At 66.5% G+C, this 26,710-nt stretch carries 23 protein-coding genes and 1 riboswitch; of the genes, 13 read left to right on the forward strand and 10 right to left on the reverse strand.

Going from position 1 to position 26,710, the window contains the following annotated elements; all coding sequences use genetic code 11:
• The first annotated feature begins 268 nt into the window (after positions 1-268).
• Positions 269-1,167, forward strand: a protein-coding gene (locus ACQP1G_RS03160; protein WP_433208092.1) for an IS5 family transposase whose coding sequence is annotated in 2 segments (ribosomal slippage) — positions 269-673 and positions 676-1,167 — 897 coding nt in all. Because the reading frame shifts where the segments join, the coding sequence is not laid out codon by codon here.
• 7 nt (positions 1,168-1,174) lie between these two features.
• Here the strand turns inward: ACQP1G_RS03160 and ACQP1G_RS03165 are convergent.
• From ACQP1G_RS03165 to ACQP1G_RS03180, 4 genes are all read right to left on the reverse strand, one after another.
• Positions 1,175-2,194 (reverse strand): hypothetical protein, encoded by a 1,020-nt coding sequence (locus tag ACQP1G_RS03165; RefSeq protein WP_433198156.1) that lies wholly within the window; start codon positions 2,192-2,194, stop codon positions 1,175-1,177.
• 377 nt (positions 2,195-2,571) lie between these two features.
• Positions 2,572-3,510 (reverse strand): NADP-dependent oxidoreductase, encoded by a 939-nt coding sequence (locus ACQP1G_RS03170; protein ID WP_433208095.1) that lies wholly within the window; start codon positions 3,508-3,510, stop codon positions 2,572-2,574.
• A gap of 254 nt (positions 3,511-3,764) precedes the next feature.
• Positions 3,765-4,637 carry an amidohydrolase family protein gene (locus tag ACQP1G_RS03175; RefSeq protein WP_433198158.1) on the reverse strand — a complete coding sequence of 291 codons (873 nt, stop codon included), beginning with the start codon at positions 4,635-4,637 and terminating at the stop codon, positions 3,765-3,767.
• A gap of 125 nt (positions 4,638-4,762) precedes the next feature.
• Positions 4,763-6,115, reverse strand: coding sequence for an FAD-dependent oxidoreductase (locus tag ACQP1G_RS03180; RefSeq protein ID WP_433208098.1), 1,353 nt, complete (start codon positions 6,113-6,115; stop codon positions 4,763-4,765).
• A gap of 471 nt (positions 6,116-6,586) precedes the next feature.
• Between ACQP1G_RS03180 and ACQP1G_RS03185 the strand changes: the two genes are divergently transcribed.
• The 3 genes from ACQP1G_RS03185 to ACQP1G_RS03195 all read left to right on the forward strand — a co-directional run bounded on the left by ACQP1G_RS03185 (position 6,587) and on the right by ACQP1G_RS03195 (position 8,896).
• Positions 6,587-7,042: an Rv0361 family membrane protein gene (locus ACQP1G_RS03185; protein WP_433198160.1), complete on the forward strand. Its 456-nt coding sequence runs from the start codon at positions 6,587-6,589 to the stop codon at positions 7,040-7,042.
• A gap of 63 nt (positions 7,043-7,105) precedes the next feature.
• Positions 7,106-7,222, forward strand: a riboswitch (SAM riboswitch).
• A gap of 14 nt (positions 7,223-7,236) precedes the next feature.
• Positions 7,237-7,653 carry a rhodanese-like domain-containing protein gene (locus tag ACQP1G_RS03190; protein WP_433198162.1) on the forward strand — a complete coding sequence of 139 codons (417 nt, stop codon included), beginning with the start codon at positions 7,237-7,239 and terminating at the stop codon, positions 7,651-7,653.
• A gap of 28 nt (positions 7,654-7,681) precedes the next feature.
• On the forward strand, positions 7,682-8,896 hold the full coding sequence (locus ACQP1G_RS03195) for an O-succinylhomoserine sulfhydrylase (RefSeq protein ID WP_433198164.1): 1,215 nt from the start codon (positions 7,682-7,684) through the stop codon (positions 8,894-8,896).
• A gap of 182 nt (positions 8,897-9,078) precedes the next feature.
• On the opposite strand, the gene ACQP1G_RS03200 is transcribed toward ACQP1G_RS03195, so the two are convergent.
• Positions 9,079-9,975, reverse strand: a complete 897-nt coding sequence (locus ACQP1G_RS03200; protein WP_433198166.1) for a LysR family transcriptional regulator — start codon at positions 9,973-9,975, stop codon at positions 9,079-9,081.
• A 48-nt stretch (positions 9,976-10,023) separates the two neighbouring features.
• Between ACQP1G_RS03200 and ACQP1G_RS03205 the strand changes: the two genes are divergently transcribed.
• The 6 genes from ACQP1G_RS03205 to ACQP1G_RS03230 all read left to right on the forward strand — a co-directional run bounded on the left by ACQP1G_RS03205 (position 10,024) and on the right by ACQP1G_RS03230 (position 14,090).
• Entirely contained in the window at positions 10,024-10,761 is a 738-nt protein-coding gene (locus ACQP1G_RS03205) for an SDR family oxidoreductase (protein WP_433198168.1), read from the forward strand.
• Positions 10,762-10,834: 73 nt separating this feature from the next.
• Complete coding sequence (locus ACQP1G_RS03210) at positions 10,835-11,758, forward strand: NADP-dependent oxidoreductase (RefSeq protein WP_433198170.1); 924 nt, start codon at positions 10,835-10,837, stop codon at positions 11,756-11,758.
• A 135-nt stretch (positions 11,759-11,893) separates the two neighbouring features.
• The gene (locus ACQP1G_RS03215) at positions 11,894-12,340 is read left to right on the forward strand and encodes an RpiB/LacA/LacB family sugar-phosphate isomerase (protein ID WP_433198172.1); all 447 of its coding nucleotides are present in this window, start codon (positions 11,894-11,896) and stop codon (positions 12,338-12,340) included.
• A gap of 457 nt (positions 12,341-12,797) precedes the next feature.
• The gene (locus tag ACQP1G_RS03220) at positions 12,798-13,436 is read left to right on the forward strand and encodes a DJ-1/PfpI family protein (RefSeq protein ID WP_433198174.1); all 639 of its coding nucleotides are present in this window, start codon (positions 12,798-12,800) and stop codon (positions 13,434-13,436) included.
• Complete coding sequence (locus tag ACQP1G_RS03225; RefSeq protein WP_433198176.1) at positions 13,433-13,600, forward strand: hypothetical protein; 168 nt, start codon at positions 13,433-13,435, stop codon at positions 13,598-13,600. The genes ACQP1G_RS03220 and ACQP1G_RS03225 overlap by 4 nt, the downstream gene beginning before the upstream one ends.
• 37 nt (positions 13,601-13,637) lie before the next feature.
• Positions 13,638-14,090: a MarR family winged helix-turn-helix transcriptional regulator gene (locus ACQP1G_RS03230; protein ID WP_433198178.1), complete on the forward strand. Its 453-nt coding sequence runs from the start codon at positions 13,638-13,640 to the stop codon at positions 14,088-14,090.
• Positions 14,091-14,275: 185 nt separating this feature from the next.
• On the opposite strand, the gene ACQP1G_RS03235 is transcribed toward ACQP1G_RS03230, so the two are convergent.
• Positions 14,276-15,031 carry an HAD-IIA family hydrolase gene (locus tag ACQP1G_RS03235; protein WP_433208101.1) on the reverse strand — a complete coding sequence of 252 codons (756 nt, stop codon included), beginning with the start codon at positions 15,029-15,031 and terminating at the stop codon, positions 14,276-14,278.
• A 703-nt stretch (positions 15,032-15,734) separates the two neighbouring features.
• On the opposite strand from ACQP1G_RS03235, the gene fgd reads away from it, so the two are divergent.
• The gene (fgd, locus tag ACQP1G_RS03240) at positions 15,735-16,745 is read left to right on the forward strand and encodes a glucose-6-phosphate dehydrogenase (coenzyme-F420) (RefSeq protein ID WP_433198180.1); all 1,011 of its coding nucleotides are present in this window, start codon (positions 15,735-15,737) and stop codon (positions 16,743-16,745) included.
• Positions 16,746-17,162: 417 nt separating this feature from the next.
• Here fgd and ACQP1G_RS03245 read toward each other — a convergent pair whose 3' ends face one another.
• Positions 17,163-17,669, reverse strand: a complete 507-nt coding sequence (locus ACQP1G_RS03245; protein ID WP_433198182.1) for a nitroreductase family deazaflavin-dependent oxidoreductase — start codon at positions 17,667-17,669, stop codon at positions 17,163-17,165.
• A gap of 233 nt (positions 17,670-17,902) precedes the next feature.
• Between ACQP1G_RS03245 and pta the strand changes: the two genes are divergently transcribed.
• Together pta and ACQP1G_RS03255 are read left to right on the forward strand one after the other, a co-directional pair.
• On the forward strand, positions 17,903-19,975 hold the full coding sequence (gene pta / locus ACQP1G_RS03250; protein WP_433198184.1) for a phosphate acetyltransferase: 2,073 nt from the start codon (positions 17,903-17,905) through the stop codon (positions 19,973-19,975).
• 195 nt (positions 19,976-20,170) lie between these two features.
• Complete coding sequence (locus ACQP1G_RS03255; protein ID WP_433198186.1) at positions 20,171-21,439, forward strand: acetate kinase; 1,269 nt, start codon at positions 20,171-20,173, stop codon at positions 21,437-21,439.
• Positions 21,440-21,724: 285 nt separating this feature from the next.
• On the opposite strand, the gene ACQP1G_RS03260 is transcribed toward ACQP1G_RS03255, so the two are convergent.
• The 3 genes from ACQP1G_RS03260 to ACQP1G_RS03270 form a co-directional block, all read right to left on the reverse strand.
• Complete coding sequence (locus tag ACQP1G_RS03260) at positions 21,725-24,214, reverse strand: tetratricopeptide repeat protein (protein ID WP_433208104.1); 2,490 nt, start codon at positions 24,212-24,214, stop codon at positions 21,725-21,727.
• Positions 24,215-24,336: 122 nt separating this feature from the next.
• A complete protein-coding gene (locus ACQP1G_RS03265; RefSeq protein WP_433198188.1) occupies positions 24,337-25,317 on the reverse strand; it encodes a glutamate ABC transporter substrate-binding protein in 981 nt (326 codons plus the stop codon).
• Positions 25,314-26,696, reverse strand: coding sequence for a hypothetical protein (locus ACQP1G_RS03270; protein WP_433198190.1), 1,383 nt, complete (start codon positions 26,694-26,696; stop codon positions 25,314-25,316). The genes ACQP1G_RS03265 and ACQP1G_RS03270 overlap by 4 nt, the downstream gene beginning before the upstream one ends.
• Positions 26,697-26,710 lie beyond the last annotated feature (14 nt).

The following is a 26,710-nucleotide window of genomic DNA, read 5'->3' on the forward strand; positions in this document are numbered from 1 at the left end:
CGGTGGCCCGGAAGCCGGATGTGTTCGTCAGAGCAGTGTCCCGGGTGGAACTGGTATTCGTGCCGAGTGAGCTCCAAGATCCGGCACCCGGATTACCTACCGAAGGTTGCCTGACGCGGCACTAGGACGTGTTTAAGAAGTAGGTTCGCGTTGGTCGCGCGGGTGTGAAAGCGCTTGTCGGGCATGGTGTGTCGTTTACTGGGAATGGGCGAGGTCTCCGGTAAATGGTTTGTTTACCAAGACGAACCAGAACACCGGAGACCTCGTGATCAGCGTAGCAACGAGGCGGGCGGACTTGACCGAGGAGCAGTGGGTGGCGATCGAGCCGTTGCTGCCCGTCGGGAAGAAGTCCGGTCGCCCGCCGAAGTGGACGAAACGGCAGCTCATTGACGGGATTCGGTGGCGAGTCCGGGTCGGGTCGCCATGGCGGGATGTGCCGGCGTGCTACGGATCGTGGGAATCGGTGTACGGGCTGTTTCGACGGTGGCAGCGCGCCGGGGTGTGGACCCGGATTCTGTCGGCGTTGCAAGCGCTCGCCGACTCCGAAGGCCGGATCGCCTGGGATGTCAGCGTCGATTCCACGATCGCGCGAGCGCACCAGCATGCCGCTGGTGCGCGGAAAAGGGGGACCTACAGACCGAACCGCCGTGCACCGGGGATGATCCCGAGCCCGACGATCACGGGTTGGGCCGCTCGCGTGGCGGATGGACCACCAAGACACATCTGGCGTGCGAGCAGGGACGAAAGCCGTTGGCGGTGGTGATCACCGCTGGTCAGCGTGGTGACAGTCCACAGTTCGAGGTCGTGCTCGAGCAGATCAGCGTGCCGCGCGTCGGCTCGGGGCGGGCGCGGACCCGCCCCGACCGGGTCTTGGCGGACAAGGCATACAGCTCCCGTGGCAACCGGGCCTACTTGCGGCGGCGCGGTATCAAGGCGACTATCCCGGTGAAGGTCGACCAGGCCGCCAACCGCCGCAAGAAAGGCTCGGCCGGTGGGCGAGCGCCGGCCTTCGACAAGGACACCTACAAACAGCGCCATGCCGTCGAATGCGGCATCAACCTGCTCAAACAGAACCGTGCCGTCGCAACACGATTCGACAAGCTCGCGGTCCGATACAAAGCAACCGTCGAAATCGCCGCCATCAACATCTGGCTCTCAACTTCTTAAACACGGCCTAGCAGCGTTCGTACTGACTCGCGTAGGCCTTCGACTCCGGTAAAACATCGCGCCAGGATGGCTGGCAACCGCCGATGAAGACCGCAAAAGCGGGGCCGTTGCGTGTTTCGATCGTGTAGTCGACCACGGCACCGGGCTGGGCCAAGTAGGGAAGATGCCGTTCGGCGAGTTGTGTTGCCTGCGCAGCGGTGAGTTGCTTTCCGACAGGAGGGTGTATCGCGACGTCCAGGGTGCGGCCTGCTTTGCCGGGCGGTTCGTATACGGATATCTCGACGAAGAATGGGGTGGGTTGATCGGTCAGGAACCACTCCCACATCTCGAGTTCACCATTGGACGGGAAGCGGGGTCGGCCGTGCGGGATGGGGGGGTCCGTGTTGAGCCACCCGGGTTCCAGTCTCGAGTGATTGTTGAGCCCGTTCTCCACAGGAACGGTGGACACCGTCCAATGGTTGGATGCCAGTTCGGGGAAGTCCTGGATGATTCGGCGCATCGCCGCGGTGGCACGGTGGGGTTCGGCCTCGGAGCCCGCTGCAACGCCGATGGCGTTGCTCATCTTGTCTACGTCGATGCCGCGTGACCTCCAGCCCACCTGTGTGCCGGGGGCCCAGAGTCTCGCCCAGGTGTGGGCCGAGTTCGCTTCCCTGCTCACGTCCCGACCGAACCGCCAATACGCAGAATAAGAGTCCGTCATCCGGTCGATGTTGACCTCGGTCTGGTCGCCTTGGTAGCGCGGCGGAAGCTGCTGGGCGCCCATGGCACGCACCACGGACGCGGCCTCGTCCGGTGTGGCGCCATCCTCCAGGCGCACGAAGAGTCGGGATGCGTACGTGCGGGACTTGCCCTCGTAATCGAACCAATGTGACGCATCGACCACCCCCGGAAGCGCCCGGATGGCAAACTCGATCACGCGTGACCAGCTGTCACGCTCGGCCTGGTCGGGTCCTTGCGCCGGTATAGAACATCCTGTCAGCAGGACTGCCGCCATCATCAATATCACGGTGGGGACGGTGAAGCGCATAGCGTTCATCCTGCCAGTGAGAACCAACAGGCTTGGCAGGCAACAGTTCACACGCTCGAGGGTGTCGGCCTTTCGATGTTGATCGAGTTGTTCGGGGCGCTGCTGGCGACGGGGGTCTGGGTTGTCGGCGCGATAGTGGCGTAGCCGAATTCATCCCAGCGACGAACTGTGGCAGCTCATCGGGCCAACCGCTGCCCGCGACGAGGGCAGGATCGGGCATCTCAGCCATGCCATCGACGAGGATCCGACATTGATCGATGCGTTGGACCTCGAACCGGGCTTCAAGGCCACGCGCTCCGCTGTCGGTGGGCCGTGGACGAGCCACCGCGCGCCTACCTGAAGACGGAGCGACGGCAGTCCAGTTCGACTGTCCGCAACTATCCCCGTGGTCGGATTGTTCGTGGGCGTAGCGGAGAGCCCACCACCAGCACGAGCTTTCCGCGCACGTGACCGTCCTCGCTGACGCGGTGCGCCTCCGCGATCTCGGCGAGCGCGAAGGTCTGTGCGACCGGGAGCGAGAAGCGTCCGGACTCGATCAACTCGCCGATCTCGGCGAGCGCGTGGATTGCGCGGCCAGCGTCCCCGCTGCTGAACGTCACCCCGTGCTCCTGCGCGCCACCGAAGTCGGCGATCGTCACGACGTGCTCCGGGCCGCCCGCGAGCTCGATGAGCTCGGGCAGGACGCCGCTCCCGGCGACGTCGAGCGCGACGTCGACGCCGTCGGGAGCAAGCGCGCGAACCCGCTCGACGATGCCCTCGCCGTAGGCAACGGGTTCGGCACCCAGCGAGCGAAGGTACTCGTGGTTTGCCGGACCGGCGGTGCCGATTACGCGCGCACCGCGCACCACGGCGAGCTGAACCGCCGCGCTGCCAACGCTTCCGGAGGCGCCGTTGATGAGCAGCGTGCCGCCGCTCCCGACGCCGAGCTGGTCGAGCGCGCGCATGGCCGTCTCGATCGCGGCCGGCAGCGCGGCAGCGCCGGGGAAGTCGAGCGACGGCGGGATCGGCGCATAGTGGGACAGCACCGCCAGCTCGGCCTGGGCCGCCCCCTCGGCGGAGAAGCCGAACACGCGATCGCCGACGACCACGTCCGCAACGCCCTCGCCGACCTCGTCGACGACGCCCGCCGCCTCGTAGCCGATGGTCTGCGGGAGCTCCCCATCCATCAGACCCCTGCGCTTCTTCCAGTCGCTCGGGTTGACGCCGGCCGCGCGCACCGCAATCCGGACCTGGCCGGGACTCGGATGCGGATCGGGGAGATCCACGATCTCGAGGACCTCCGGACCCCCGAATTGGTTGAAACGGACTGCCTTCATCAATCGCTCCGATCTCGACTCACGGTGTCGCGGATGCTGCACGTACGACAGGCTGCCGGCCTCGCGTGCCGGGCTCTGGCTCAGCGCCACGCTCGGGCAGGGCTATGCGGGCGCCCCTCCTCCGGGGTCCGCCGCCGTCGTCCTGCCCGCGGCATCACCTGGACCCGCATATAGGAGACACGCTCTCGCTGGTGCTGGCCCGGCCCCTGACGGATGGCCTCGAGGCCACCATTCGCCCCATCCGGCCGGTCGGCTCATTCGATGGCGGGGAATGGGATCGTGTCCGCCGCTTCGAGTTTCGGCAATTCATCGCGGCGCAGCGGCAGCGTTGGCTGCTCGGTGCGGTGGATCGGCAGGGTGGGGGCCGGATCGACCGGAATCTCCCGTTCGCGGGCGGGCAGTCGATAGAACGCGCGCGCGTTGTCCTCGAGCACCCTGAACATATCGGTGCCGACCACATCGCAGATCAGATCGACGTCGGAGTCCTCGAAGGGCCGCCCCGCCCTGGTGCCCGGCAGATCCGTGCCGAACATGAGCGCCTCGGGATTGACCGCGTGGATACGGCGCAGCGTATCGGCCACATTCATCTGCACCCGCCCGAAACCGGTCGCCTTCACGCGCGCCCCGCGATCGACCAGATCCAGCAGGTAGGGCAGGCCCTCCTCGGACATGCCGAGGTGATCGATGGAGAGCGCGGGCAGCTTCGAGATCACCGGTTGCAGGGAGGTGAGCATGGTGCCGTCGATATAGACCTCGACATGCCAACCGGCGAGCTCATGCGCACGCAGCGCGAGCAGGGTCATCGCGGTGATATCGGCGGCCGCGCGCTTGACGTTGAACCGCAGTGCCCGCACACCGATCCGGTCGAGTTCGATGATTTCCGTATCGGTGGCATCGGGGTCCAACGTGGTGACGCCGACCCATCCCTCGCCGAGCTGTGTCAGTGCCGCCTTCAGGTAGCTCTGATCGGCGCCTTGGAAGGATCCGCTGACCACGGCTCCGCCACCGACATCGAAGCGCGACATACGCTTTCGATAGTCGGCGATAGTGAACGGGTCGGGCAGGTAGCCCTCGTTCTCGGCCAGCGGGAACCGCGGGTCGAAGATGTGGAAATGGGCATCGAACACTTGTACAGAATGCCTCAGTCAAGGATTTTCCGCTGCCGCAGACACGACAGATTTTCGCGCTGCCGCAGCGGTGTCGGTTTGTCGACTGCCACAGGGGAGGAACGGCCACCCCGGTGGCAGTCGCGCTAGACCTTGTGCGGTTCGCTGGCGCGCAGCATGTCCTCGCGCTCGACGACCTTGACGCGCTCGCGACCCTCCGGCTCGCCGAGGGCACGCTCGTGCGCGTCGAGGCGGTACCAGCCCTGCCAGGTGGTGAACGGGATGCCCTTGCTCTCCAGGAATTCGGTGACCGCGTCCAACTCCGGCTCGGCGGCCGGGGTGAAGTTCACGCTGTCGTCGAGCAGGCAGGCAACGGTCTCGTTGGCATCGCCCTTGGTGTGGCCGATGAGGCCGACCGGACCGCGCTTGATCCAGCCGGTGACGTAGGTGGCGGGCAGGTAGCGCTCCGCACCGTCGGCGTCCTCGTCGGCAATGACGCGTCCGGCCTCGTTCGGGACGACACCGGCCTGATCGTCGAACGGCAGGTTGGTGAGGTTCTGCGACAGGTAGCCAACGGCGCGGTAGATGGCCTGGACGTCCCAGTCCTTGAAGACGCCGGTGCCCTTGACGTTGCCGGTGCCGTCGAGCTGGGTCCGCTCGGTGCGCAGGCCGACGACCCTGCCGTCTTCGCCGAGAATTTCGGCGGGGGATTCGAAGAAGTGCAGGAACAGCTTGTGCGGGCGATTGCCGACATCGCGGATGGCCCACTGCTCCAGCGTGTTCGAGATCATGTCGACCTGCTTGGAGTGCCGACGGGCGGCCTCGGAGCCCTCGTCGTAGTCGATGTCCTCGGGATCGACGATGACCTCGATGGTCGGGGAGTGGTCGAGTTCGCGTAGCTCAAGCGGCGTGAACTTGGCCTGCGCCGGGCCGCGGCGGCCGAAGACGTGCACCTCGATCGCCTTATTGGCCTTCAGCCCGTTGTAGACGTTCGGCGGGATCTCGGTCGGCAGCAGTTCGTCACCGGTCTTGGCGAGCACGCGTGCGACGTCGAGTGCGACATTGCCGACACCGAGGACGGCGACCTTCTCGGCCTCCAGCGGCCAGGTGCGCGGCACGTCCGGATGCCCGTCGTACCAGGACACGAAGTCCGCGGCGCCGTAGCTACCGTCCAGGCCGATACCGGGGATGTCCAGCGCGCGGTCGGCGTTGGCGCCGGTGGAGAAGATCACTGCGTCATAGAACGTGCGCAGGTCGTCGAGGGTGATGTCGGTGCCGTAGTCGATATTGCCGAGCAGGCGGACCTGCGGCTTGTCGAGCACCTTGTGCAGAGCGGTGATGATGCCCTTGATGCGCGGATGGTCCGGCGCGACGCCGTAGCGGATCAGCCCGAACGGCGCGGGCATGCGCTCGTACAAGTCGATGCTCACCTCGGCATCGGACTTCATCAACGCGTCGGCGGCGTAGATACCGGCCGGTCCTGCGCCCACGATCGCGATGCGAAGCGGGCGAGGCCCCGCGCTGTGCGCTTCAGGCCCGGCGGCGGCAGCCTGCGTAACGACGGAGGGCCTGCGCACACCGCTAGTCGACTCAGCACTCTGTTCGGTCATCTTTACGCGCACCCTTATGGTCGAAACAATTAATGGCGTCGGTCTTAGCTTAGGCTAACTTTGACGCACCCTTTTGGTTGCACCTGACGATGCGGACAGGCGGCTCGCGGCTGCACAGTCGCTACGACGGTGAGCTGCCATATGGCTATGACAGCAGGCCGCAGTCTCGCGATTCTATCGGTGGCGCACGGCGCACCCTGCGGGCGGTGTGTGAACCGGATGGTTGCCACCGTGCCCCACTTACCGGAGTACCCGCTCTCCCGGCGACTATCAAATCAGTGCGCCGTCGATGCCGGTCCGAGCCGCGCCCGGCCAGGGGGCGGCTGTCGGATAACGCTGTCCACCAGGGATGATCGACCCATGACAGAGCAGCAGGGCACCGACGACGAACCGGTTATCGAGGTCGACCAGACCGATCGCCGCTCCATGGTGCCGTTCATCGCGGCGGCCGGGTTCGCGGTGGTCGTCCTGGTCGGCATCGTGCTGGGCGCGGTGCTCTCGCCCGCTGAGAAAAATGTCACAGAATCGGACAAGATCGCGGCCGCGGTGCAGCGCTACGCGGAGGCCAGGGGCACCACCGACAACACGCCGCCGCCCGCGGTGGCCTGCGACGGATTCGACGAGAGCAAATCGCCGTTGGCCGCCCAGTTCGGTGGTGCCGCGGCCGGAAAGTCGATCAAAGTCACCAAGATTGAGAACGCCATGGTCGACGGCGATAGGGCGAAGGCGAACGTGACCATCGCGGTCGAGGGCCGGGAGACGCCAGCGACGTGGAATCTGGTTCGCTCCGGCGACCGCTGGATCGTCTGCAACTGATTACCGGCGACCCACTGACCAGGGTTTGACACGGCGGCCCCTGCCCAGGCAATCTCGGACGCAGGTCATGAGAACCAGCGTCAAGCCCCGGCTAGCTGGTCGGCAACCCTCCTCCGCGGTGGGGTGCTCCGGGTGACGACCTGGCCGTGCACCGAAACCCGGGTGCGGCAAGCGTGGATTCACAGGAGGATCGCATGACATATGCCGGTGACATCACCCCACAGCAGGCGTGGGAGTTGTTGCGGGACAATCCCGAGGCCGTCTTGGTCGACGTGCGCACCGAAGCCGAATGGCGCTTCGTCGGCGTCCCCGATACCAGTTCGATCGACCGGCCGACGGTGCTGATCGAATGGGTCGACAGCAGCGGCACCCGCAACGCCGAGTTCGTCGCGCAGCTGACCACGGCGCTCGAGGGTCGCGATGCGGCGGCGCCGGTCGTGTTCCTGTGTCGTTCCGGACAGCGTTCGGTCGGAGCGGCGGTCGCCGCGACCGGTATCGGAATCGAGCCGTCGTACAACGTGCTGGAGGGCTTCGAAGGCCCGATCGACGAATTCGGTCATCGCGGCGGCTCCGGCTGGCGCGCACTCGGTCTGCCGTGGCGGCAGTCATGAGCTCGGGCTGTGTAGTCAGGAGCCGGTCGTGATCACCGGTGGTGCATTCGACAAGCCACTGCCCGAGGGGGTCGGCCCCGCCACGCTCGGCGTCCGAGGTGGCCTGCGTCGTTCCGGATTCGAGGAGACCGCCGAGGCGCTGTATCTGTCCTCCGGTTTCGTCTATGAGAGCGCCGAGGCGGCCGAGGCCGCATTCACCGGCGATATCGAGCATTTCGTCTACTCCCGCTACGGCAACCCGACGGTGGCCATGTTCGAGGAGCGGCTGCGCCTGATCGACGGCGCCGAGGCGTGTTTCGCGACCGCGAGCGGTATGTCGGCGGTATTCACCGCGCTGGGCGCGCTTTTGGGTGCCGGCGATCGACTTGTGGCCGCGCGCAGCCTCTTCGGCTCGTGCTTCGTGGTATGCAACGAGATCCTGCCGCGCTGGGGTGTGGAGACCGTCTTCGTCGACGGTGATGATCTGGATCAGTGGGAGCAGGCGCTGTCGGTGCCGACCCAGGCCGTATTCTTCGAGACGCCGTCCAACCCGATGCAGACGCTGGTCGATGTGCGCCGGGTGACCGAACTCGCGCATGCCGCGGGCGCGAAGGTGGTGCTGGACAACGTCTTTGCCACCCCGCTGCTGCAGCGCGGTTTCGAGCTCGGTGCGGATGTGCTGGTGTATTCCGGCACCAAGCACATCGACGGTCAGGGCCGGGTGCTCGGCGGCGCGATCCTCGGTCCGCACGACTACATCGACGGTCCGGTGAAAAACCTGATGCGTCATACCGGTCCGGCGCTGAGCCCGTTCAATGCATGGACCCTGCTCAAGGGTTTGGAGACGATGCCGCTGCGCGTGCGTCATTCGACCGAATCCGCGCTGCGCATCGCGCGCTTCCTCGAGGGCAATAAATCCGTCTCGTGGGTGCGCTATCCGTATCTGGAGTCGCATCCGCAGCACGAGCTGGCGACCAGTCAGATGAGCGGCGGCGGCACGGTGGTCACCTTCGAACTGAACGCGCCGGCGCACGAGGCGAAGAAGCGCGCTTTCGAGGTGCTCAACCGCCTGCGCATCGTCGACATCTCCAACAACCTCGGAGACTCCAAAACTCTGATCACCCATCCCGCCACCACCACCCACCGCGCCATGGGCCCCGAGGGCCGCGCCACCATCGGCCTCTCCGACGGTGTCGTGCGCATCTCGGTGGGGCTGGAGGATGTCGAGGATCTGCTGGGCGATTTGGACAACGCGCTCAGCTGACCGATGCGGGCGCATCGGTTGCGATGTCGATGGCGGTCGTTGCGTTTGGCCGGCGAGTATTCGTTCGACTCTGCAGCGAGCCGCGCCCGCTTGTTGAGCGTGGCTCGTCAGCACCGGAGAAAGCGCCTTCTCTTCGTGCCGTTTCGAACCGCGCGCTATGCGGCATTTGCGGATGTTATCGGCTAGAGGCGTATCGCCGTGCGGACAAGGTCGGCGACGGCTTTGGATCTGCTGTGTGGTGGCCAGGCGATGACGGTCGTGACGGCCGGTGCGTCCGGTACGGGCACGATGGCGTGATCGTCGCGGAGCTGGGCTCGGAGCGACTCGGGCATGAGCGCGCAGGCCCGTCCGAGCGCGATCAGCTGGGTCAACTGGGTATGGTCGCGAACCTGCGGGCCGGGGCCGTCGGGATAACTCCCATCCCGTCGAGGCCAGCGTGGCAGGGGCAGGTCCGTCAGGGCGTTGACCTCGGCCATCGACATGTGGGGTCGGGTGGCGAGGGGATGCCCCGCGGGCAGGACCACGACCTGCTGTTCGGTGTGCAGATCCTCGGTGTCGAATCCGGCCGTCGTGTCGTAGGGCCGGTGGAGCAGAGCGACGTCGGCACGCCCGTTGCGTAGCAGGCCTTCCGGTTCGCCGGGCCCGCAGAGCATCACCTCGACTGCGACAGCGCAGGGGTCGGCGGCGTAGGCGTCCAGCAGCTTCGACAACAGTTCTCTGGACGCTCCTGCCTTGGTGGCCAGCACCACACCGGGCCGGTCGGCAGCGGCGCGGCGGGTGCGGCGCTCGGCGGCTTCGACCGCTTCGAGGGCGAGCCGGGCCTCCCGCAGAAGCACCGACCCGGCCTCGGTCAAAGTGATTGCGCGAGCGGCGCGGTGCAGCAGGACGACTCCGAGCCGCCGTTCGAGCTGCTGGATCGCCCGCGACAGCGGTGGTTGCGCCATGGAGAGCCGTTGTGCCGCCCGCCCGAAGTGCAACTCCTCGGCGACGGCGACGAAATATCGCAACTCCCGCGTCTCCACCAGGACATGGTATCCGGCGATGACCACGACCAATACCCGTGCGGTATCGCCGTCCACCCGATCGGTCTTGGACGCCGCACCCGCAATCGCAGCAGGATCGGCGGCGTGAGTGAACAGACGATTGCGCTGGTGACCGGCGCGAACAAGGGAATCGGATACGAGATCGCCGCTGGCTTGGGCGCGCTCGGCTGGCGAATCGGTGTGGGCGCGAGGGATCAACAACGCCGGGACACCGCGGTGGAGAAGCTGCGCGCGGCCGGGACCGATGCGTTCGGTGTGCCGCTCGACGTGACCGACGACGCAAGTGTGGCCGCGGCGGCCGGTTTTATCGCCAACCACGCCGGAGGTCTGGACGTCCTGGTCAACAACGCGGCAATCGTCGGCGATCATCCACAGACACCCACCACGGTAGATCCCGCGACCCTGCGGACCGTCGTGGAAACCAATGTGATCGGTGTCATTCGCGTTACCAACGCGATGTTGCCGATGCTGCGCGATTCCGCATCTCCGCGCATCGTCAACATGTCCAGTAGCGTCGGTTCTCTCACCCTGCAAACCACGCCCGGTCTGCCCAGTACCGAGATCGGTTCTTTTGCCATCACCGCATACATGGCATCGAAGACGTTTCTCAACGCCGTCACGATCCAATACGTCAAAGAGCTGAGCGACACCAATATCTTGATCAACAGCGGTTGCCCGGGTTTCACCGCTACCGACCTCAACGGCTTTCGCGGCGTCCGTACACCGCAACAGGGCGCGGCCATCGCGATTCGCCTCGCGACCCTGCCCGACGACGGCCCGACCGGCGGATTCTTCGACGACGCGGGAACGGTGCCCTGGTGACGGGCACACCGGTGGCCACCATTCCCGTTCTCGACGTCAGCCGCGCGTCGCGCGTCGCAGGAGAAGCACGACAATGACAAAGGCAGTCAGATACGACGAGTTCGGCGGAATCGAGGTCTTGCGGGTCGACGAGATCGACCGCCCTGTGCCCGGGGACGAGCAGGTCCTCGTGCGGGTCGAAGCGGCAGGCATCAACCCCGGTGAGGCAGCCATCCGAACCGGCGCGATGGCTGAGATCTTTCCCTCGACCTTTCCGTCCGGGCAGGGCAGCGATCTCGCCGGGGTTGTCGCGGAAGTCGGCGTCGGAGTCGACCGATTCTCGGTCGGCGACGAGGTGATCGGGTTCTCCGAGAAGCGGGCCGCCCAGGCCGAGTTGGTCCTGGTCGACGTCGACAACCTCACACCCAAACCGCGCAACGTCTCATGGGAGGTGGCGGGCGGCCTGTACGTCGCCGGCGTGACGGCATGGGGTGCAGTACATTCCGTGCAACTCGACAAGGCGGAGACCGTTGTCGTCTCCGCCGCAGCCGGAGGAGTCGGCTCGCTCGCCGTTCAGCTCGCGCGCCGTGCCGGAGCCACGGTCATCGGCCTGGCGAGCCAGCACAACCACAAATGGCTGCAAAGCCACGGCGTGATCCCGGTCGTATACGGTGACGGCGCCATCGACCGGATCAAGGCCGCCGCACCGGGCGGCATCGATGCCTTCATCGACACCCACGGCGGCGGGTACGTCGAACTGGCCCTGGCTCTTGGCGTCGCGGTCGAGCGGATCGACACCATCGCCGATTTCGCAGCAGCCGCGAAGTACGGAGTCATGACCGAACCCGGAACCAACGCCAGGCCGGGCGCCGAGATACTCGCCGAACTGGCCGCCCTGATCGCCGAGGGACACCTCGAAGTCCCGATCGCCAACGTCTACCCGTTGACACACGTCCGCCAGGCCTACACCGAACTCGAACGCCGACACACCCACGGCAAAATCGTGCTCGAGCCCTAGATGGCGGAGCCACACTGCGACCGTCGGATCGTCGAGGCGATCGACGCGGTATGGCCGGTCTGATCAGTCGAATCCAGCCGCTGGACTGGGTGCTATCGGAAGCGATGTGACCGCGTCCGCCGTTACGCTCGGATTATGCGAATTTCGGTTGCGGCGGATGAGCGGGTGGGTGTGGCCGAGCAGCTTGTTGTCGAACTCGATAGGCGGGGGTTCGAGACCTTGGTGCACGGGGCGTTATCGGATACCGAGCGGGATGACTGGGCCTGGGCGAGTGAGGCGGCGGCGCGAGATGTGATCGAGGGCCGGGCCGAGCAGGCGATCGTGTGCTGTTGGACCGGAACGGGTGCGTCGATCGCCGCCAACAAAGTCGCGGGGATCCGAGCCGCACTATGCGGTGATGCGGCGACAGCGTCCGGCGCCCGCAAATGGAATGACGCGAATGTGCTTGCGTTGAGCCTGCGTTCGACTTCCACCGCGGAGCTGACAGAGATCCTGGACGCCTGGTTCAGCGGCGAGCCGAGTACAGATGCAGATGACCGCGCCAATATCGCCCACCTGGCAAAGATCGAACGCGGCCACTGATCAGTCCTGGCCCGCCCATCCCGCCTGCGCCGCTCGTAACGAACCGTCCAGAGCCAGAGCCAGAGCCAGAGCCAGAGCCAGAGCCAGAGCCAGAGCCAGAGCCAGAGCCAGAGCCAGAGCCAGAGCCAGAGCCAGAGCGGGACCGGGACTGCGGCCTGGGCCTGGGCTTGGGCCTGGGGCCAGCCAGAGGTGGAGCCTGTGCCGAACCAGAGTTTTCGCCTGAACCTGTGCCCGTGCCTGGGACTGAGCCCACGCCCGACCCCGACCCCGACCCCGAGCCCGACCCCGGGGCTGGGGCCGAGCCAGCGGCCGAGCCAGAGCCTGGGCTGAGTCGTCGTCTGAGGCGCGAGCCCGCGATTGAACCAGAGCCAGAGCCAGAGACTGAGCGCACGTCTGGGGATGAGCCTTGGGCTGTGCGGGATTGACAGTATGCTGTCAAACATGACAGCATACTGTCATGATCGCGAAGACAGTTCATATGGCCGTTTACGACACGCTCGCGGACTGGGAGGTCGGTGCTGCGACTGCGCATATCAACAATCCGCGTTGGCAGGTTGCGCCCGGGGCGTTTCGGGTGCTGACAGTCGGGGCGACGAAGGATCCGGTCATGACGATGGCGGGGGTGCGCATTGTGCCGGATGTGGCACTTGCTGATCTCGCCCCTGCCGACAGTGCGATGCTGATTCTGCCGGGGGCCGATCTGTGGATGACCGGTGATGAGTTGGTGCCTTTTACGCACAAGGCGCGGGAGTTCGTCGAGGCTGGGGTGCCGGTGGCGGGGATCTGCGGTTCTACCTTGGGTTTGGCGAAGGAGGGGTTGCTCGATGATCGGGCGCACACCAGCAATGCGGCCGAAGTTCTGCAGTACAGCGGATATTCGGGTGCTGCGCATTATGTCGCTGAACCGGCGGTGACCGGCGATAACGTGATCACGGCCAGTGCGATGGCGCCCTTCGAATTCGCCCGTGAAGTGCTCGGTCTGCTCGGCGTGTATGAACCGCGCATCCTCGATGCCTGGTATCGGCTGTACGGGCACAGTGATCCGACGGGCTACGCGGAACTCGCCGAATACGAGATGGCATCGTCGCAGGCATGAGCGATACGCCCGAACGAGGGCTCTTCGGCACCGCGGCGGTCACCTCGTTCCGGATGAACGGCCAATTCCCCACCATTGCAGAGGAATTGGCCGATCCGGCGGGGCTGGCCGCTGCGGCTCCGGCGGCGATGTCGGCTGCGAACGGCACGCAGGAGCAGGCATGACCGGCAGGCAGGTCCGATACGAGGCGGTGTCCTCGGCATGAGCGATACGCCCGAGCAGGAGCTGTTGAGCAGCACGGCGATCACTTCGTTTCGGCTGAACGGTCAGTTCATGGCCATTGCAGAGGAATTGGCCGGTCCGGCGGGGCTGACCGCCGCGTGGTGGCAGGTGCTCGGCGCGGTGCTGCGCGAACCGCTGCCGGTGTCGGGGATCGCCCGCGCGATGGGCATAACCCGCCAGAGTGTGCAGCGCATCGCGGACCTGTTGGTGGACAAGGGACTTGCCGAATATCGGCCGAACCCGGCGCACCGCCGCGCGAAACTCGTCGCGGTCACCGAGGCTGGCCGCGACGCGATCAAACGCATCAACCCGCGGCACGCGGTCTTCGCCCAACGCCTCGCCGACGAATTGGGCCCCGAGCAGTTCACCCTGACCGTCCAGGTCATGACCCGACTCTCCGCCGCCCTCGACACCATCACCGACCAAACCTGATCTCCGAGTTGCGGCTCCATGCCATAGACCTGCCGCCCTCGACACCATCACCGACGAAACCAGACCTCCAACCGAACCGCTCGCGCCTCGAGTTCGTGGCCACACACGCGAATTCGTGACGACACACCTGTGATCATGCCTGTGCCGTCGCAAACAGGCGTGTGCCGTCGCGCAGGGAGCGGGGGTCAGTCGAATGGGTTGCTGGTTCGGCCGACCAGGTCGGCGACGGAGTCGACGACCAGGGTTGGGCGGTAGGGGAATTGCTCGACCGAGTTGCGGGTGGAGATGCCGGTGGTGACCAGGATGGTTCGCATGCCCGCTTCCAGGCCGGAGACGATATCGGTATCCATGCGGTCGCCGATCATGACGGTCGACTGGGAGTGGGCGCCGATTCGGCGCAGGGCCGAGCGCATCATCAGCGGGTTCGGCTTGCCGACGTAATACGGCTCTTTGCCGGTCGCGCGGGTGATCAGCGCGGCGACCGAACCGGTCGCTGGCAGCAGACCGTCACGGGATGGGCCGGTCGCGTCCGGGTTGGTGGCGATGAACCGCGCGCCGCGCTCGACCAAGCGGATCGCCGTGGTGATCGCCTCGAACGAGTAGGTGCGGGTTTCGCCGAGCACCACGTAGTCGGGATCGCTGTCGGTCAGTACGTAACCGATTTCGTGCAGCGCGGTGGTGAGTCCGGATTCGCCGACGACATAGGCGGTTCCGTTGGGGCGCTGATCGTTCAGGAAGGTCGCGGTGGCCAGCGCCGATGTCCAGATCGCCGCCTCCGGGATGTCGAGTCCGGTGTGGCGCAGGCGGGCCTGCAGATCGCGCGGGGTGCGGATGGAGTTATTGGTGAGCACCAGGAACGGGATCTCATTGACGCGCAGCTCCGCCAGGAACTTGTCGGCGCCGGGCACCAGATGGTCTTCGTGCACCAGCACCCCATCCATATCGGTGAGGTAGGACAGGATCGGTTCATCTGGTGTGGTCACGAGTCAATTGTCGGCTATCGGCCAGCCCGCCGGGCGAATACACAGGTCGATGCGACCATCCCCACACTGTGCGCGATGAGCCGCCGTCGAGTTACCGCGTCCACCGCGCCAGCGAGGTGCGCACATCGAGCGTGAGAGCTGCTGCCGCATGGTTGGTGGGTATTTCGGGCACGGTGTGTGTTGGGTGGGCTGCTGCCGCATGGTTGGTGGGTATTTCGGGCACGGTGTGTGTTGGGCGGGGCTGCCGCCGCATGGTCAGTGGGCATCCCGCAGACGGTGTGCGAGTTGGGCGCGATGCCCACTCGATATGCGAGAGCGGATCACCGGGCGATTGCGGCGCCGTTCGTCGCGTGCCTGCTGAGGGAGTTCGCGGCGACGCACCTTGCATTGGTGGCGATGTCGCCGCTGTCGATGCGGCCCCTTCGTGCATGGCGGTCGAGTTGGTATGGCCCTTCACACACAGCTCGAGCCGCGCTGACTATGGTCGAGGGGAGGCCGTGTGAGAACCGATCGCGCAGCGCTCAGGTAGGCCGATCGAGGCGCGGGAACTCCCGTGTCGCCCTTGCGGTTGTACCGAGATGCGGTCGCGGGACTCATGCGGCCGACGGCGTGCGGAACCTCCCGCACTGAACCGTTGAGCGAAGCGACAGGAGTGGCGCATATGAGTGACCTCAAGCTCGGATACAAGGCGTCGGCGGAGCAGTTCGGGCCGCGGGAACTGGTGGAAATCGCGGTGCTCGCCGAGGAGCACGGCCTCGACAGCGCGACCGTCAGCGACCATTTCCAGCCGTGGCGGCACAAGGGCGGGCACGCACCGTTCTCGCTGGCCTGGATGGCCGCGGTCGGTGAGCGCACCAAGCGCATCCAACTCGGCACCTCGGTGCTCACCCCGACCTTCCGCTACAACCCCGCCGTGATCGCGCAGGCCTTCGCCACCATGGGTTGTCTGTACCCCGATCGCATCATGCTCGGCGTCGGCAGCGGTGAGGCGCTCAATGAGATCGCCACCGGCTACACCGGCGAGTGGCCGGAATTCAAGGAGCGTTTCGCCCGGCTGCGCGAATCCGTCGACCTCATGCGCGCGCTGTGGACCGGTGAGCGCACCGACTTCGAGGGCGAGTACTACAAGACCGTCGGAGCATCGATCTACGACGTGCCGAAGGGCGGCATCCCGATCTATATCGCCGCGGGCGGACCGCTGGTCGCGCGCTATGCGGGTCGCGCCGGTGACGGTTTCATCTGCACCTCCGGCAAGGGCATGGACCTCTACACCGAGAAGTTGATGCCCGCTGTCACCGAGGGCGCGGCCAAAGCCGGGCGCACCGTCGAGCAGATCGACCGGATGATCGAGATCAAGATCTCCTACGACACCGATCCCGAACTGGCACTGGAGAACACCCGCTTCTGGGCTCCGCTCTCGCTCACCGCCGAGCAGAAGCACTCCATCACCGATCCGATCGAAATGGAGGCCGCCGCCGACGCCCTCCCGATCGAGCAGATCGCCAAACGCTGGATCGTCGCCAGCGATCCGGACCAGGCCGTCGACCTGATCAAGCCCTACCTCGACGCGGGCCTCAACCACCTGGTCTTCCACGCCCCCGGCCACGACCAGCGCCGCTTCTTGGATCTGTTCCAGCGCGACCTCGCCCCCCGCCTGCGCACCCTCGGCTAATGCGCCCATCGAGGCGAGTCAATTGGTGGCTCGACGGAGCGTTGGCAGCAATTGACTCGTCTCGGCCCAGCGGCGGGCGCGGGTGGGGCTCTTCGATCGCACCAGTCCGGTGCTCGACCGCCCAGTCCCGCCAGTGCCGGCGTGCCCAGCATTTGTGGGCGCCGGCTCTGGGTGGATTGCTCGGCGAGCGGAGTCAATTGGTGGCTTGACGGCGCGTTTGGTAGCGACCATTTGACTCGCGTCGGCTCAGTGGTGTGTGCGGGTGGGTCTTTTTGATCGCACCAGTCCGGTGTTTGACCGGCCAGTCCCGCCAGTGCCAGGTACCTATGGGCGCTCGCCCTCGGTGGATTGTTCGGCGAGGGGAGTCGAATGGTGGCTTGACGGCGCGTTGGTGGCGACTCGCCTCGGTGGGGTGGATCAGATGCGGGTGAGGGCGAAGATGCGGAGGTCGCGGGTGGTGCGGGAACGGTAGGCGTCGTAGGCGCTGGCGATTTCGACGAAGCGGGCGAAGATGGCGTCCTTGGCGGCGCTTTCGACCGGGGTGGCCCGGACCGGGATGCGCTCGCCCGCGATGGCGACGGTGGCCTCGGGATTCGCCAGCAGGTTGTTGGTCCAGGCCGGATGTTTCACCCGGCCGAAATTGCTGCCGATGACGTAGAGCGTGTCGCCGTCGTGCACATAGAGCAGCGGCTGGGTGCGCGGCTGCCCGGACTTGCTGCCGATGGTGGTCAGCAGGATGACCGGCGCGCCGATCGGACCGAGCACGGTGTACTTGGCGTCGGTGCGTTCCAGCACCGCCCGATCCAGTGGGGTGATCTTGCGGATCAGCCAGGAACCGGGCTTGGTCGCCGCGAACTTGGTTGCCACGCGGGACAGTACGTTGGTGCGCGAACCCCACTGACGGTCCGGAAACTGCTGAGCCATGCCGGGACTATATCGGCTGTGATCGAACTCGCGGGGCACTCCAAAAGGCCGGTCGTGAGCCGCGCGTTGGGCGCGCGATCGGAACGGAGCGCGCGATCAGGTACACACCCGGCGTCACCAGGGGTGGCCGAGGCGCGCCGGTACGCGGTCACCGCGCAATCGCTCGAACAGCATTCGTGATCGCGGTCTCGCGGGACAGTCGCGGTAGCCGCGGGTTCACTAAGCTCTCGAACATGGCCGACTCCGCTCCATCCGCTGTGTACATCGCATCTCCGGAGGGTGACACCGGAAAATCGACGGTGGCGCTCGGAATGCTCCAGATGCTGTGCGCGACCACCGCGCGGGTCGGTGTTTTCCGGCCGATCACCCGCTCGACCACCGAACCGGACTACATCCTGGAGCTGCTGCTCGAGCACAGCACTGCCGATATCGACTACGCACAGGCCGTCGGCGTCACCTATGAGCAGGTGCACGCCGATCCGGATGCCGCGATCGGCGAGATCGTCATGCGCTTCCACGAGGTCGCGAAGTTGTGTGACGCGGTGGTGATCGTCGGCAGCGACTACACCGACGTCGCCAGCCCGAGCGAACTGCGCTTCAACGCCCGCATCGCGGTGAATCTCGGCGCGCCGGTGCTGCTGGTGGTGCGCGGTGCGGGCCGCACACCGGAGGAGGTGAAACACCTGGCCGAGCTGTGCGCGAGCGAATTGGCACTCGAGCATGCGCATCTGGTGGCCATCATCGCCAACCGCTGCGATCCGGAGCGCTCGGATGAGGTCCGCGCGGCGCTGTGCGGCTTCGACGTGCCCTCGTGGACATTGCCCGAGGTGCCGCTGCTGATTTCGCCGACCATGGCCGAACTGTGTACCGCGATCGGTGGCGAAATGTACAGCGGCGATGTGGAATTGCTGCAGCGCGAGGCGTTGAAGATCATGGTCGGCGGCATGACCGCCGAACATATTCTGGAGCGGCTGGTCGACGGTGTCGTGGTGATCGCGCCGGGCGATCGTTCCGATGTATTGCTCAGTGTGGTGAATGCGCATGAGGCGGAAGGTTTTCCGTCGCTGTCGGGCGTCATCATGAACGGCGGTATGCTGCCGCATCCGGCGATCGCAAGGCTGATGGGCGGCCTCAAACCGAGGCTGCCCATCCTCACCACCGACCTCGGCACCTACGACACCGCGAGCGCCGCGTACCGCACCCGCGGTCGGATGTCGGCGGGCAGTCCGCGCAAGGTCGACACCGCGATTGCCCTGATGGAGCAGCACGTCGACGCGTCGGAGCTGTTGCAGCGCATCGAGATTCCGGATATCTCGATCGTGACACCGCAGATGTTCGAATATCAACTGATCGAGCGTGCCAGGGCCGATCGCAAGACCATTGTGCTGCCCGAGGGCGACGACGATCGCATCCTGCGCGCGGCCGGTCGGGTATTGCAGCGCAAGATCGCGGATCTGGTGATCCTCGGCGACGAGGCGGCGGTGCGTGCCCGCGCCGCGGAACTCGGCGTCGATATCTCGGCCGCGCGGGTACTCGATCCGCGGACCTCGGGTTACCTCGACGAATTCGCCACGGAGTACACCGAATTGCGCAAGCACAAGGGGATGACGCTCGACCGCGCCCGCGAAACCATGGCCGATATCTCGTATTTCGGCACGATGATGGTCCATAGGGGTATCGCCGACGGCATGGTGTCCGGTGCCGCGCACACCACGGCGCACACCATCCGGCCGTCCTTCGAGATCATCAAGACGGTGCCGGGGGTCGCCACCGTCTCCAGCGTCTTCCTCATGTGTCTGGCCGATCGGGTACTCGCCTATGGTGACTGCGCGGTCGTCCCCGACCCGACCTCGGAGCAGTTGGCCGATATCGCGGTCTCCTCTGCGCGCACCGCGGCCCGCTTCGGCATCGAGCCGCGGGTGGCGATGCTGTCCTATTCGACCGGCGAATCCGGCAGCGGCGTGGATGTGGACAAGGTGCGGGTCGCGACCAAACTGGTCCGCGAGCGCGCGCCCGAACTGCTGGTCGAGGGCCCGATCCAATACGATGCCGCGATCGAGCCGACCGTCGCGACCACCAAACTCCCGGACTCCGAAGTAGCTGGGCGTGCAACGGTTTTCGTATTTCCCGACCTCAATACCGGCAATAACACCTATAAGGCGGTGCAGCGCAGCGCGGGTGCGATCGCGATCGGCCCGGTGCTGCAAGGGTTGCGCAAGCCGGTCAACGACCTGTCCCGCGGCGCGCTGGTCGCCGATATCGTCAATACGGTCGCCATTACCGCGATCCAGGCGCAGGAGGGCTGACGTGCGCGCTGCCGAGCCGACCACCTGCGGGGTGTACGGCGCGAGCGCCGCTGGCGTGCCGGTATCCGATCATGCGGCAGGCGCTCGGGCTGCCGGTGTCCTGCGGCACACGGCGGCTCGCCGGCGGAACAAGCGGGCCGGGTTCGTGGTTGCCGACCGAGTGCGGGGAACGCGCGCGAGGCAGGAGGTGCTGGTATGAGTGACCCATCGGGTAGCGATTCGATCAGCGGCGGTGGTCGGGCGGGCTGGCCCGACACTGCTGATGACCTGGTGCTGGTGATCAATTCCGGTTCGTCGTCGATCAAATATCAACTGCTGGACCCGGAGTCCGGTGTGGTCGCCGCATCCGGCATGGTCGATCGGATCGGCGAGGCGAACGCCGGGATCGAGCACCAGGTCGATGGCCGGACCATCGAACATCGCGGCCCGATCGCCGATCACACCGCGGGCCTGCGGCTGGTCTTCGACACCTTCGCTGAAACCGGCCACGATCTGGCGGGCGCGGGTGTGCGCGCGGTCGGGCACCGGGTGGTGCACGGCGGCGAGGTGTTCTACCGGCCGACGCTGCTCGATGATGCTGTGGTCGCGGCGATATCGGAGCTGTCTTCGCTTGCGCCGCTGCATAATCCGGCGAATGTGGCGGGTATCGAGAGCGCACGCGAACTGCTGCCCGGCGTACCGCAGGTCGCGGTGTTCGATACCGCGTTCTTCCACGGCCTGCCCGACGCCGCCAAGACCTACGCCATCGATGCGAAAGTCGCCGCCGCGCATGGCATCCGGAAGTACGGATTCCACGGTACCTCGCACGAGTACGTCTCCGGCCGAGTCGCGGCGCTGCTCGACCGCGATCCCGCTGAGCTGAATCAGATTGTCTTCCACCTCGGCAACGGCGCATCGGCGTCGGCGATCCGCGGCGGCCACCCGATCGACACCACCATGGGGCTCACGCCGCTGGAGGGTCTGGTGATGGGTACCAGGGGCGGCGATCTCGATCCCGGGATCATCGCGCATCTGGTCCGCTCGGCGCATATGGACGTCGATCAGATCGACGAAATGCTGAACCGCAACTCCGGCCTCAAGGGCCTATCCGGGGTCAACGACTTCCGCGAACTACAACGGCTCATCGACGCGGGCGACCCCGCGGCCCGCCTGGCCTACGACGTGTACATCCACCGGCTGCGCCGCTACCTCGGCGCGTACCTGATCGAACTGGGCGGCGTCGACGCCATCACCTTCACGGCCGGAGTCGGCGAGAACAGTCCGCAGGTCCGCGCCGACGCGCTGGCCGGGCTGTCCCGCTTCGGCATCGAGGTCGACCCGGCCCGCAATACCGCCGCGGAGCGCACGGCCCGGCATATCTCCGCGCCTGGCGCGGAGGTGGCCGTACTGGTCGTTCCGACCAACGAGGAGTTGGCGATCGCCCGCGCCGCGCGCCGTGTTGTCGCAGCTCAGGGTGCTGGCTGAGCCGTCGGGATCGGGCTCTGGAAAACCTCACGAAATCCTCACACTCGATCGGTCAGTATTGGTGTCGGATCAGGTTCGCGCCGGACACCGCATCCCGGGCCGGACTATCCGCCGCTATCGGGACCGCGATGCCCTCGCCACTCTCGATGTGTCCGCTCCGGCTGCCCCCGGGGCGGGCCGCACGCACGCGGAATCCGGGGATGATCGGTATGCCGACTGCTCCGCGAACCAGATCCGAGCCCGGCCGGTCTTCCCTCCCGGCCGGGTTTTCGTTTGTCCGCGGTCTCAGACCCAGGTCTTGGCGCGGATGGAGTTCGCCAGGTCGACCAGGGCGTAGCGGTGATTGCGGCCCGGAGCGCTGCGGGCCAGGGCCCTGAGCCCGGCTTCGGTGCCGGCGCGCAGGTCGCGCTCGGTGAAGGGAGCATCGAAGAGGATCGCTTCACCGCTACTGGGGGAATTGCCCGCTTGGAGCCAGGCCAAGGCGGCGCCGAGGACGAGCACGCGCATCTGGGTCGCGCGGCTCTCCCCGGTGGGCAGGCCGAGCACGCGCGAGGCCGAAATGTGCAGGGTGGATTCGGGGAGTTCGGCGATCGGGGCGGCGGTGAGCAGCAGCCACACGGCGGTCATCCGGGCCGTGGTGTGGTGCCGGGAGGCGGCCGGTACCTCGTCGAGCGCGCGCACCGCATCGTCGACCCGACCTGCCGCCGCCAGTTGTCTGGCCAGGCCGAAGGCGGCGCTCACCACCGAGCGGTCGGTACGCCAGACGGTGGTGTAGAACTTCTCCGCATAGGCGCGCCACTGCTCGGGATCCTCGGAATCCCAGTGCTGCAGAATAAGTTCCGCGGTGGCGGCGAGTGCGAGCTCGGGTGCGATCTCGCCGGGCAGCACCCGAAGCACCGCGTCGAAACTGGTGTGGGCCTGCTCGAATTCCAATTCCAGCAGCTGGGCGTGGCCCAGATACCAGTCGATACGCCAGTCGTGATCTGCGGCGACCAGCGACAGCATATGCAGCACCGCGGCCGATTCGCCGAGTTCGAGCCGGAGCCGGGCCTCGGCCAGGGTCAGCTCCAGATCGAATGTGTCCGGCGCATTTTCGGGATCGGCGTCGGCGCGTTGCCTGGCCTCGTGCAATGCCGAGAGTGCTTCCCTCGGCTCTGGCTGTGCGGCGGCTGCGAGCAGCGGTATCAAGGCATCCGTGGGGTCGATGAGCGGAACCGGAAGGGCCGCGGCCACTTCGCCCGCTCGCAGCAGTTTGCTCCTGGCGATGCCGTCGGCATAGGCGTCGGTCTGGCTGATCAATTCATCGGTGCCGAAGCTGCCGCGCTGTGGACTGAAAGCTGTGGACAGCTGTGGATGTTCTTCGCCGGTCTCCAGGGCCAGGATCTCGCGCAGCACCCCGGCCAACTGGGCGGACATGACGCGGGCGGAGGGGAAGCGGCACTCGGGATCCGGATTGGTCGCACACAGCAGCACGCGATGGAACAACTCGTAGCGCTCGAGTATCGGATGGTCGGCGGGGTCCGGAATGCCGTCGCGGTAGCGCCCCTGCTCCATCGGCATGCTCAGCGTCAGCACGGCCAGCGTCCGCCCGACCGTGAAGATGTCCGTGGCCACCGTCGGGCCGGTCCTGGCGATCTCCGGCGCTTGGAATCCCCTGGTGCCGTAGAGATTTCCATAGGCATCGATGGTCGTGACGGCGCCGAGATCGATGAGTTTGACCTGATTCTCGGTGACCATGATGTTGTCGGGTTTGAGGTCGTTGTAGGTCAACCCGATCGAATGCAGATACTCCAGCGCGGGCAGGATCTCCAGCACATACGCGATCGCCTCGGTGACCGGCATCCGTTGCGGCCGTTGGTAGGTGTCGAGGATATCGCGCAGCGAGCGACCGCCGACGTACTCCATGACGATGTAGCCGATCGACGCGCCGCCCGAGGCGCAGTGCTCGACGAAGTTGTGGATCTTGACGATGCTGGAATGCGCCACCTCGGCGAGGAATTGGCGTTCGGCCACGGCCACCGCCTGCGCCTCGGTGTCCCCCGCGTGCAGCAGGCCCTTCAGGACCACCCAGCGATCGCTGACATTGCGGTCGATCGCCAGATAGATCCAGCCGAGCCCGCCGTGCGCGATACAACCCTGGACCTCGTACTGGCCCGACACGATATCGCCCTCGTGCAGTGATGGGCGGAAATCGTATGGCGCGCTACAGGTTTCGCAGATGCCCGTGGTCGTCGCCGGCCTGGTTGCGGTGGCGCGGCCGACCGGACTGCCGCAGCGCCAACAGAAGCGCCTGCCCTCGGAGACAACGGGATCGGTGAGCACCGCGCTGCGCGGATCGGCGGGCGGGACCGCTGGGATCGTGACCAGTCCGGCACCGAGTTTGCGGGTCGTCGGTCGGGAGCGCGCGGTGCGCGCGCTGCGCCCGGAGGTGCGCGTGGTGGCGGCGGAGGTCGGTTCCGGTGGTGCGTTCCATGCGCCGACGGTGAATTCTGCGGCCATATCGTCGCGGCGATCGGTTTCACTGGACGTGGATCGGCGCCCGATTATCGCGGCGGCAGATTCGTGACGCACTGCTTCGTTCGAAGCGGCTCCGGTGCGGGCATCCTTGTCGGACGTATCCCCGGTGACGCGGTTCTTATCGGAAAGGTCTGCGGGAGTCGGGGTTGTGCCGGAAGCGGCCCCGGGACCGGTATTCGGTGCTCCCCTGATGGTTTCGATGGCGCCCGACCCCGGTGCAGCGACATTCGCGCCGGTGCCGCCGAACTCGGGCGCCATCGTCTCCTCGTCCGATTCCTCGGTTTGCTCGGCGCCTTCCCGTTGCTCGGCCTCGGGCGAATCGGCGGCATCCTCGGAGTCGGCATCTTCGGAGTCGGGGTCGTGCGGTGGAAACATCACCGTTAGTCCTGATAGGTCGGGACCGGCGGGGCCGGGACCGGTCCCAAGGCGATGAGGTATTGCTGGTACAGCCGCACCCACGTGCCGTCGTTGCGGATGCGCTCGAGCGTGCCGTTGACGAAGCGGATCAGGTCGTCGTTGCCCTTCGGTATTCCGATGCCGTAGGGCTCGACGCTGATACTGGGACCGACCAGCTCGGTATACGAAGGGTCCTGCGCGGCCAGACCCGCGAGGACGGCGTCGTCGGTGCTGACCGCGTCGACCTGGCGCTGCTGGAGGACGACCAAACAGTCGGCCCAGGTGGGCACGGTGAGGATGGTCGCGGCGGGCTGGCCGCGACGGATGTTGTCCAGCGAGGTGGTGCCGGATACGGTGCACACCCGCTTACCCGCCAGATCGATCAGACCGCGAATACCGGAGTTCTTCATCGCGAGCACGCGCTGATTCGCGTGCAGGTAGACGGTGGAGAAGGAAACCCTCTGGCGTCGTTCGCAATTGATGGTCATGGTCTTGGCGACCATGTCGACGCTGTGGCTCTGCAGTGCGCTCTCGCGCTCGGCCGATCCGAGACTGCGGTACTCGATCTGCTCCGGACTGCCGAGCAGATCGCGGGCGACCTCCCTGGCGATATCGGCGTCGAAGCCGACAATGGACCCACTGACCGGGTCGCGGAAGCTGAAAAGGTTACTGCCGGTGTCCAATCCGACCACCAGCCGGCCGCGCGCACGAATCGCATCGATGGTCGGCCCGTGCGCGCCCGCGCCGGCTCCGGTGGGTCGCAGACTGGCGGTCGCATCGCCGCACGGCTCGTCGCGTTCCGGTGGGATCGGTGAATCCGTCCGTATCGTAATGGCATTGGCGGGCAGCGGTGGCTGGGTGTACTTGCCGGTCTTGGCGGCGTTCGTCGCGTCCGAGCCCGCGGTGCACCCGGCGAGCAGGGCCGCTGCGGCGAGCGCGGCGAGTAACCCGCGCGCGCGATTCACCGGTACTCCCTGAGTCGCGGCCAGATACCGAGGCCGACATAGGCCGCGGCGAGAATCCCGAGTGCCAGCGCGCCCGGCCCCAGGAAGTGCAGCGATCGAGCCGCGCCGGAGATGTTGTCGCGCAATGTATCGCGCGTCGCGTCCAGAGCCTCTCCCAATGCTCGGTCCAGCGATTCCACCTGCGCCGCGGCGTCCGCCGCACCGGGACCGGTCGCCACCGTCGCCGCCCCGACGAAATCGCCGCGGGCGAGTGAGTCGTTCATACGCTGATGGGCCGCTCGCCAACGAATCAGTGCATCACGGGCATTCGCGATCTCACTGGCCGCGGGCGCATCGGACGGATAGCCGTTGAGCAGTTCGTGCAGCCGAGTGACGCTGGACTCGTAGGTCCGGTCGTAGTCGCCGGTGGCGTCGCGGCGCACCAGCTTCAGCGTCTCCGCGGAACGCGCCTGCTGGGTCAGGATCCGGCTCTCGGTCAATCGGGAACTCGGCACCGCGCCGTGGTCGCGCCCCACGATCATCTCCGCGGCCGAGAGCGATCCGGCCGTCACCGTCCATGCCAGCAGGATCAGAATCGCGGTGGAGGCGAGCAGCAGTCCCGGATTGAGTACGCGGTGCCAACGCTTCGACAGGTCGAACTGCGCCCAGACCAACGCGCCGAGTGCCAGGATCAGCACTGCGATCGCGGGCCAGGGCGGCTGGACGTGATGACGCTGGGCCGCGCTGACCGCGTCGGAGCGATGGCTCTGCAGCTGCGCGGCCATCGGTAGCAGGGTGGTCTGCATCTGATTCGACGCCTCGCTCAAATACGCCGCGCCGACCGGGTATCCGTTGCGATTACTCGCCCGGGCGGTCTCTATGAGACCAGAGTAGACCGGCAGGCCGGTGGCGATGCCCGTGCGCAGCCGGGTATCCGGATTGTCCTCGCCGGTGGCCTGTCCTGCGGCGTGGCCAGATTGCGTCACCAGTTCCGCGGATGCCTCGCCGAGCGCCTGGCTGTAGCGATCGCGTACGGCTTCCGGTTCCAGGCCGCCCGCGATGAACGCGGTACTTGCCGCGGCGTCCGCGATGGACAGCGAGGTGTAGAGGTGATGAGAGGAGTTCGCGTCCGGTTCGGTGTCGTCGAGCAGGATGTCCAATCCCTGCTGACGATCGTTGACAGTCGCGGCGGTCATCATGCCCGCACCCAGGCACAGGCCGATGAGCAGCAGCCCGACGGCGATGAGCCGGCCCGGCGACGATAGCGCGAAGGACCGTAGGTTGGCCGGGTCCAGATGGGCGCGCAACCCGGCCTCACGCGGCACGTCGAGCCGCTCGGACGCGGTATCTGCCGTGACCGACGGCGGCCGCGGGGCCGTCGTCGCTTCAAGTGCTGCCATCTCCACCTCCCCGG

It is taken from the genome of Nocardia sp. CA-107356, from assembly GCF_050946365.1.
Classification (GTDB): Bacteria; Actinomycetota; Actinomycetes; order Mycobacteriales; family Mycobacteriaceae; genus Nocardia.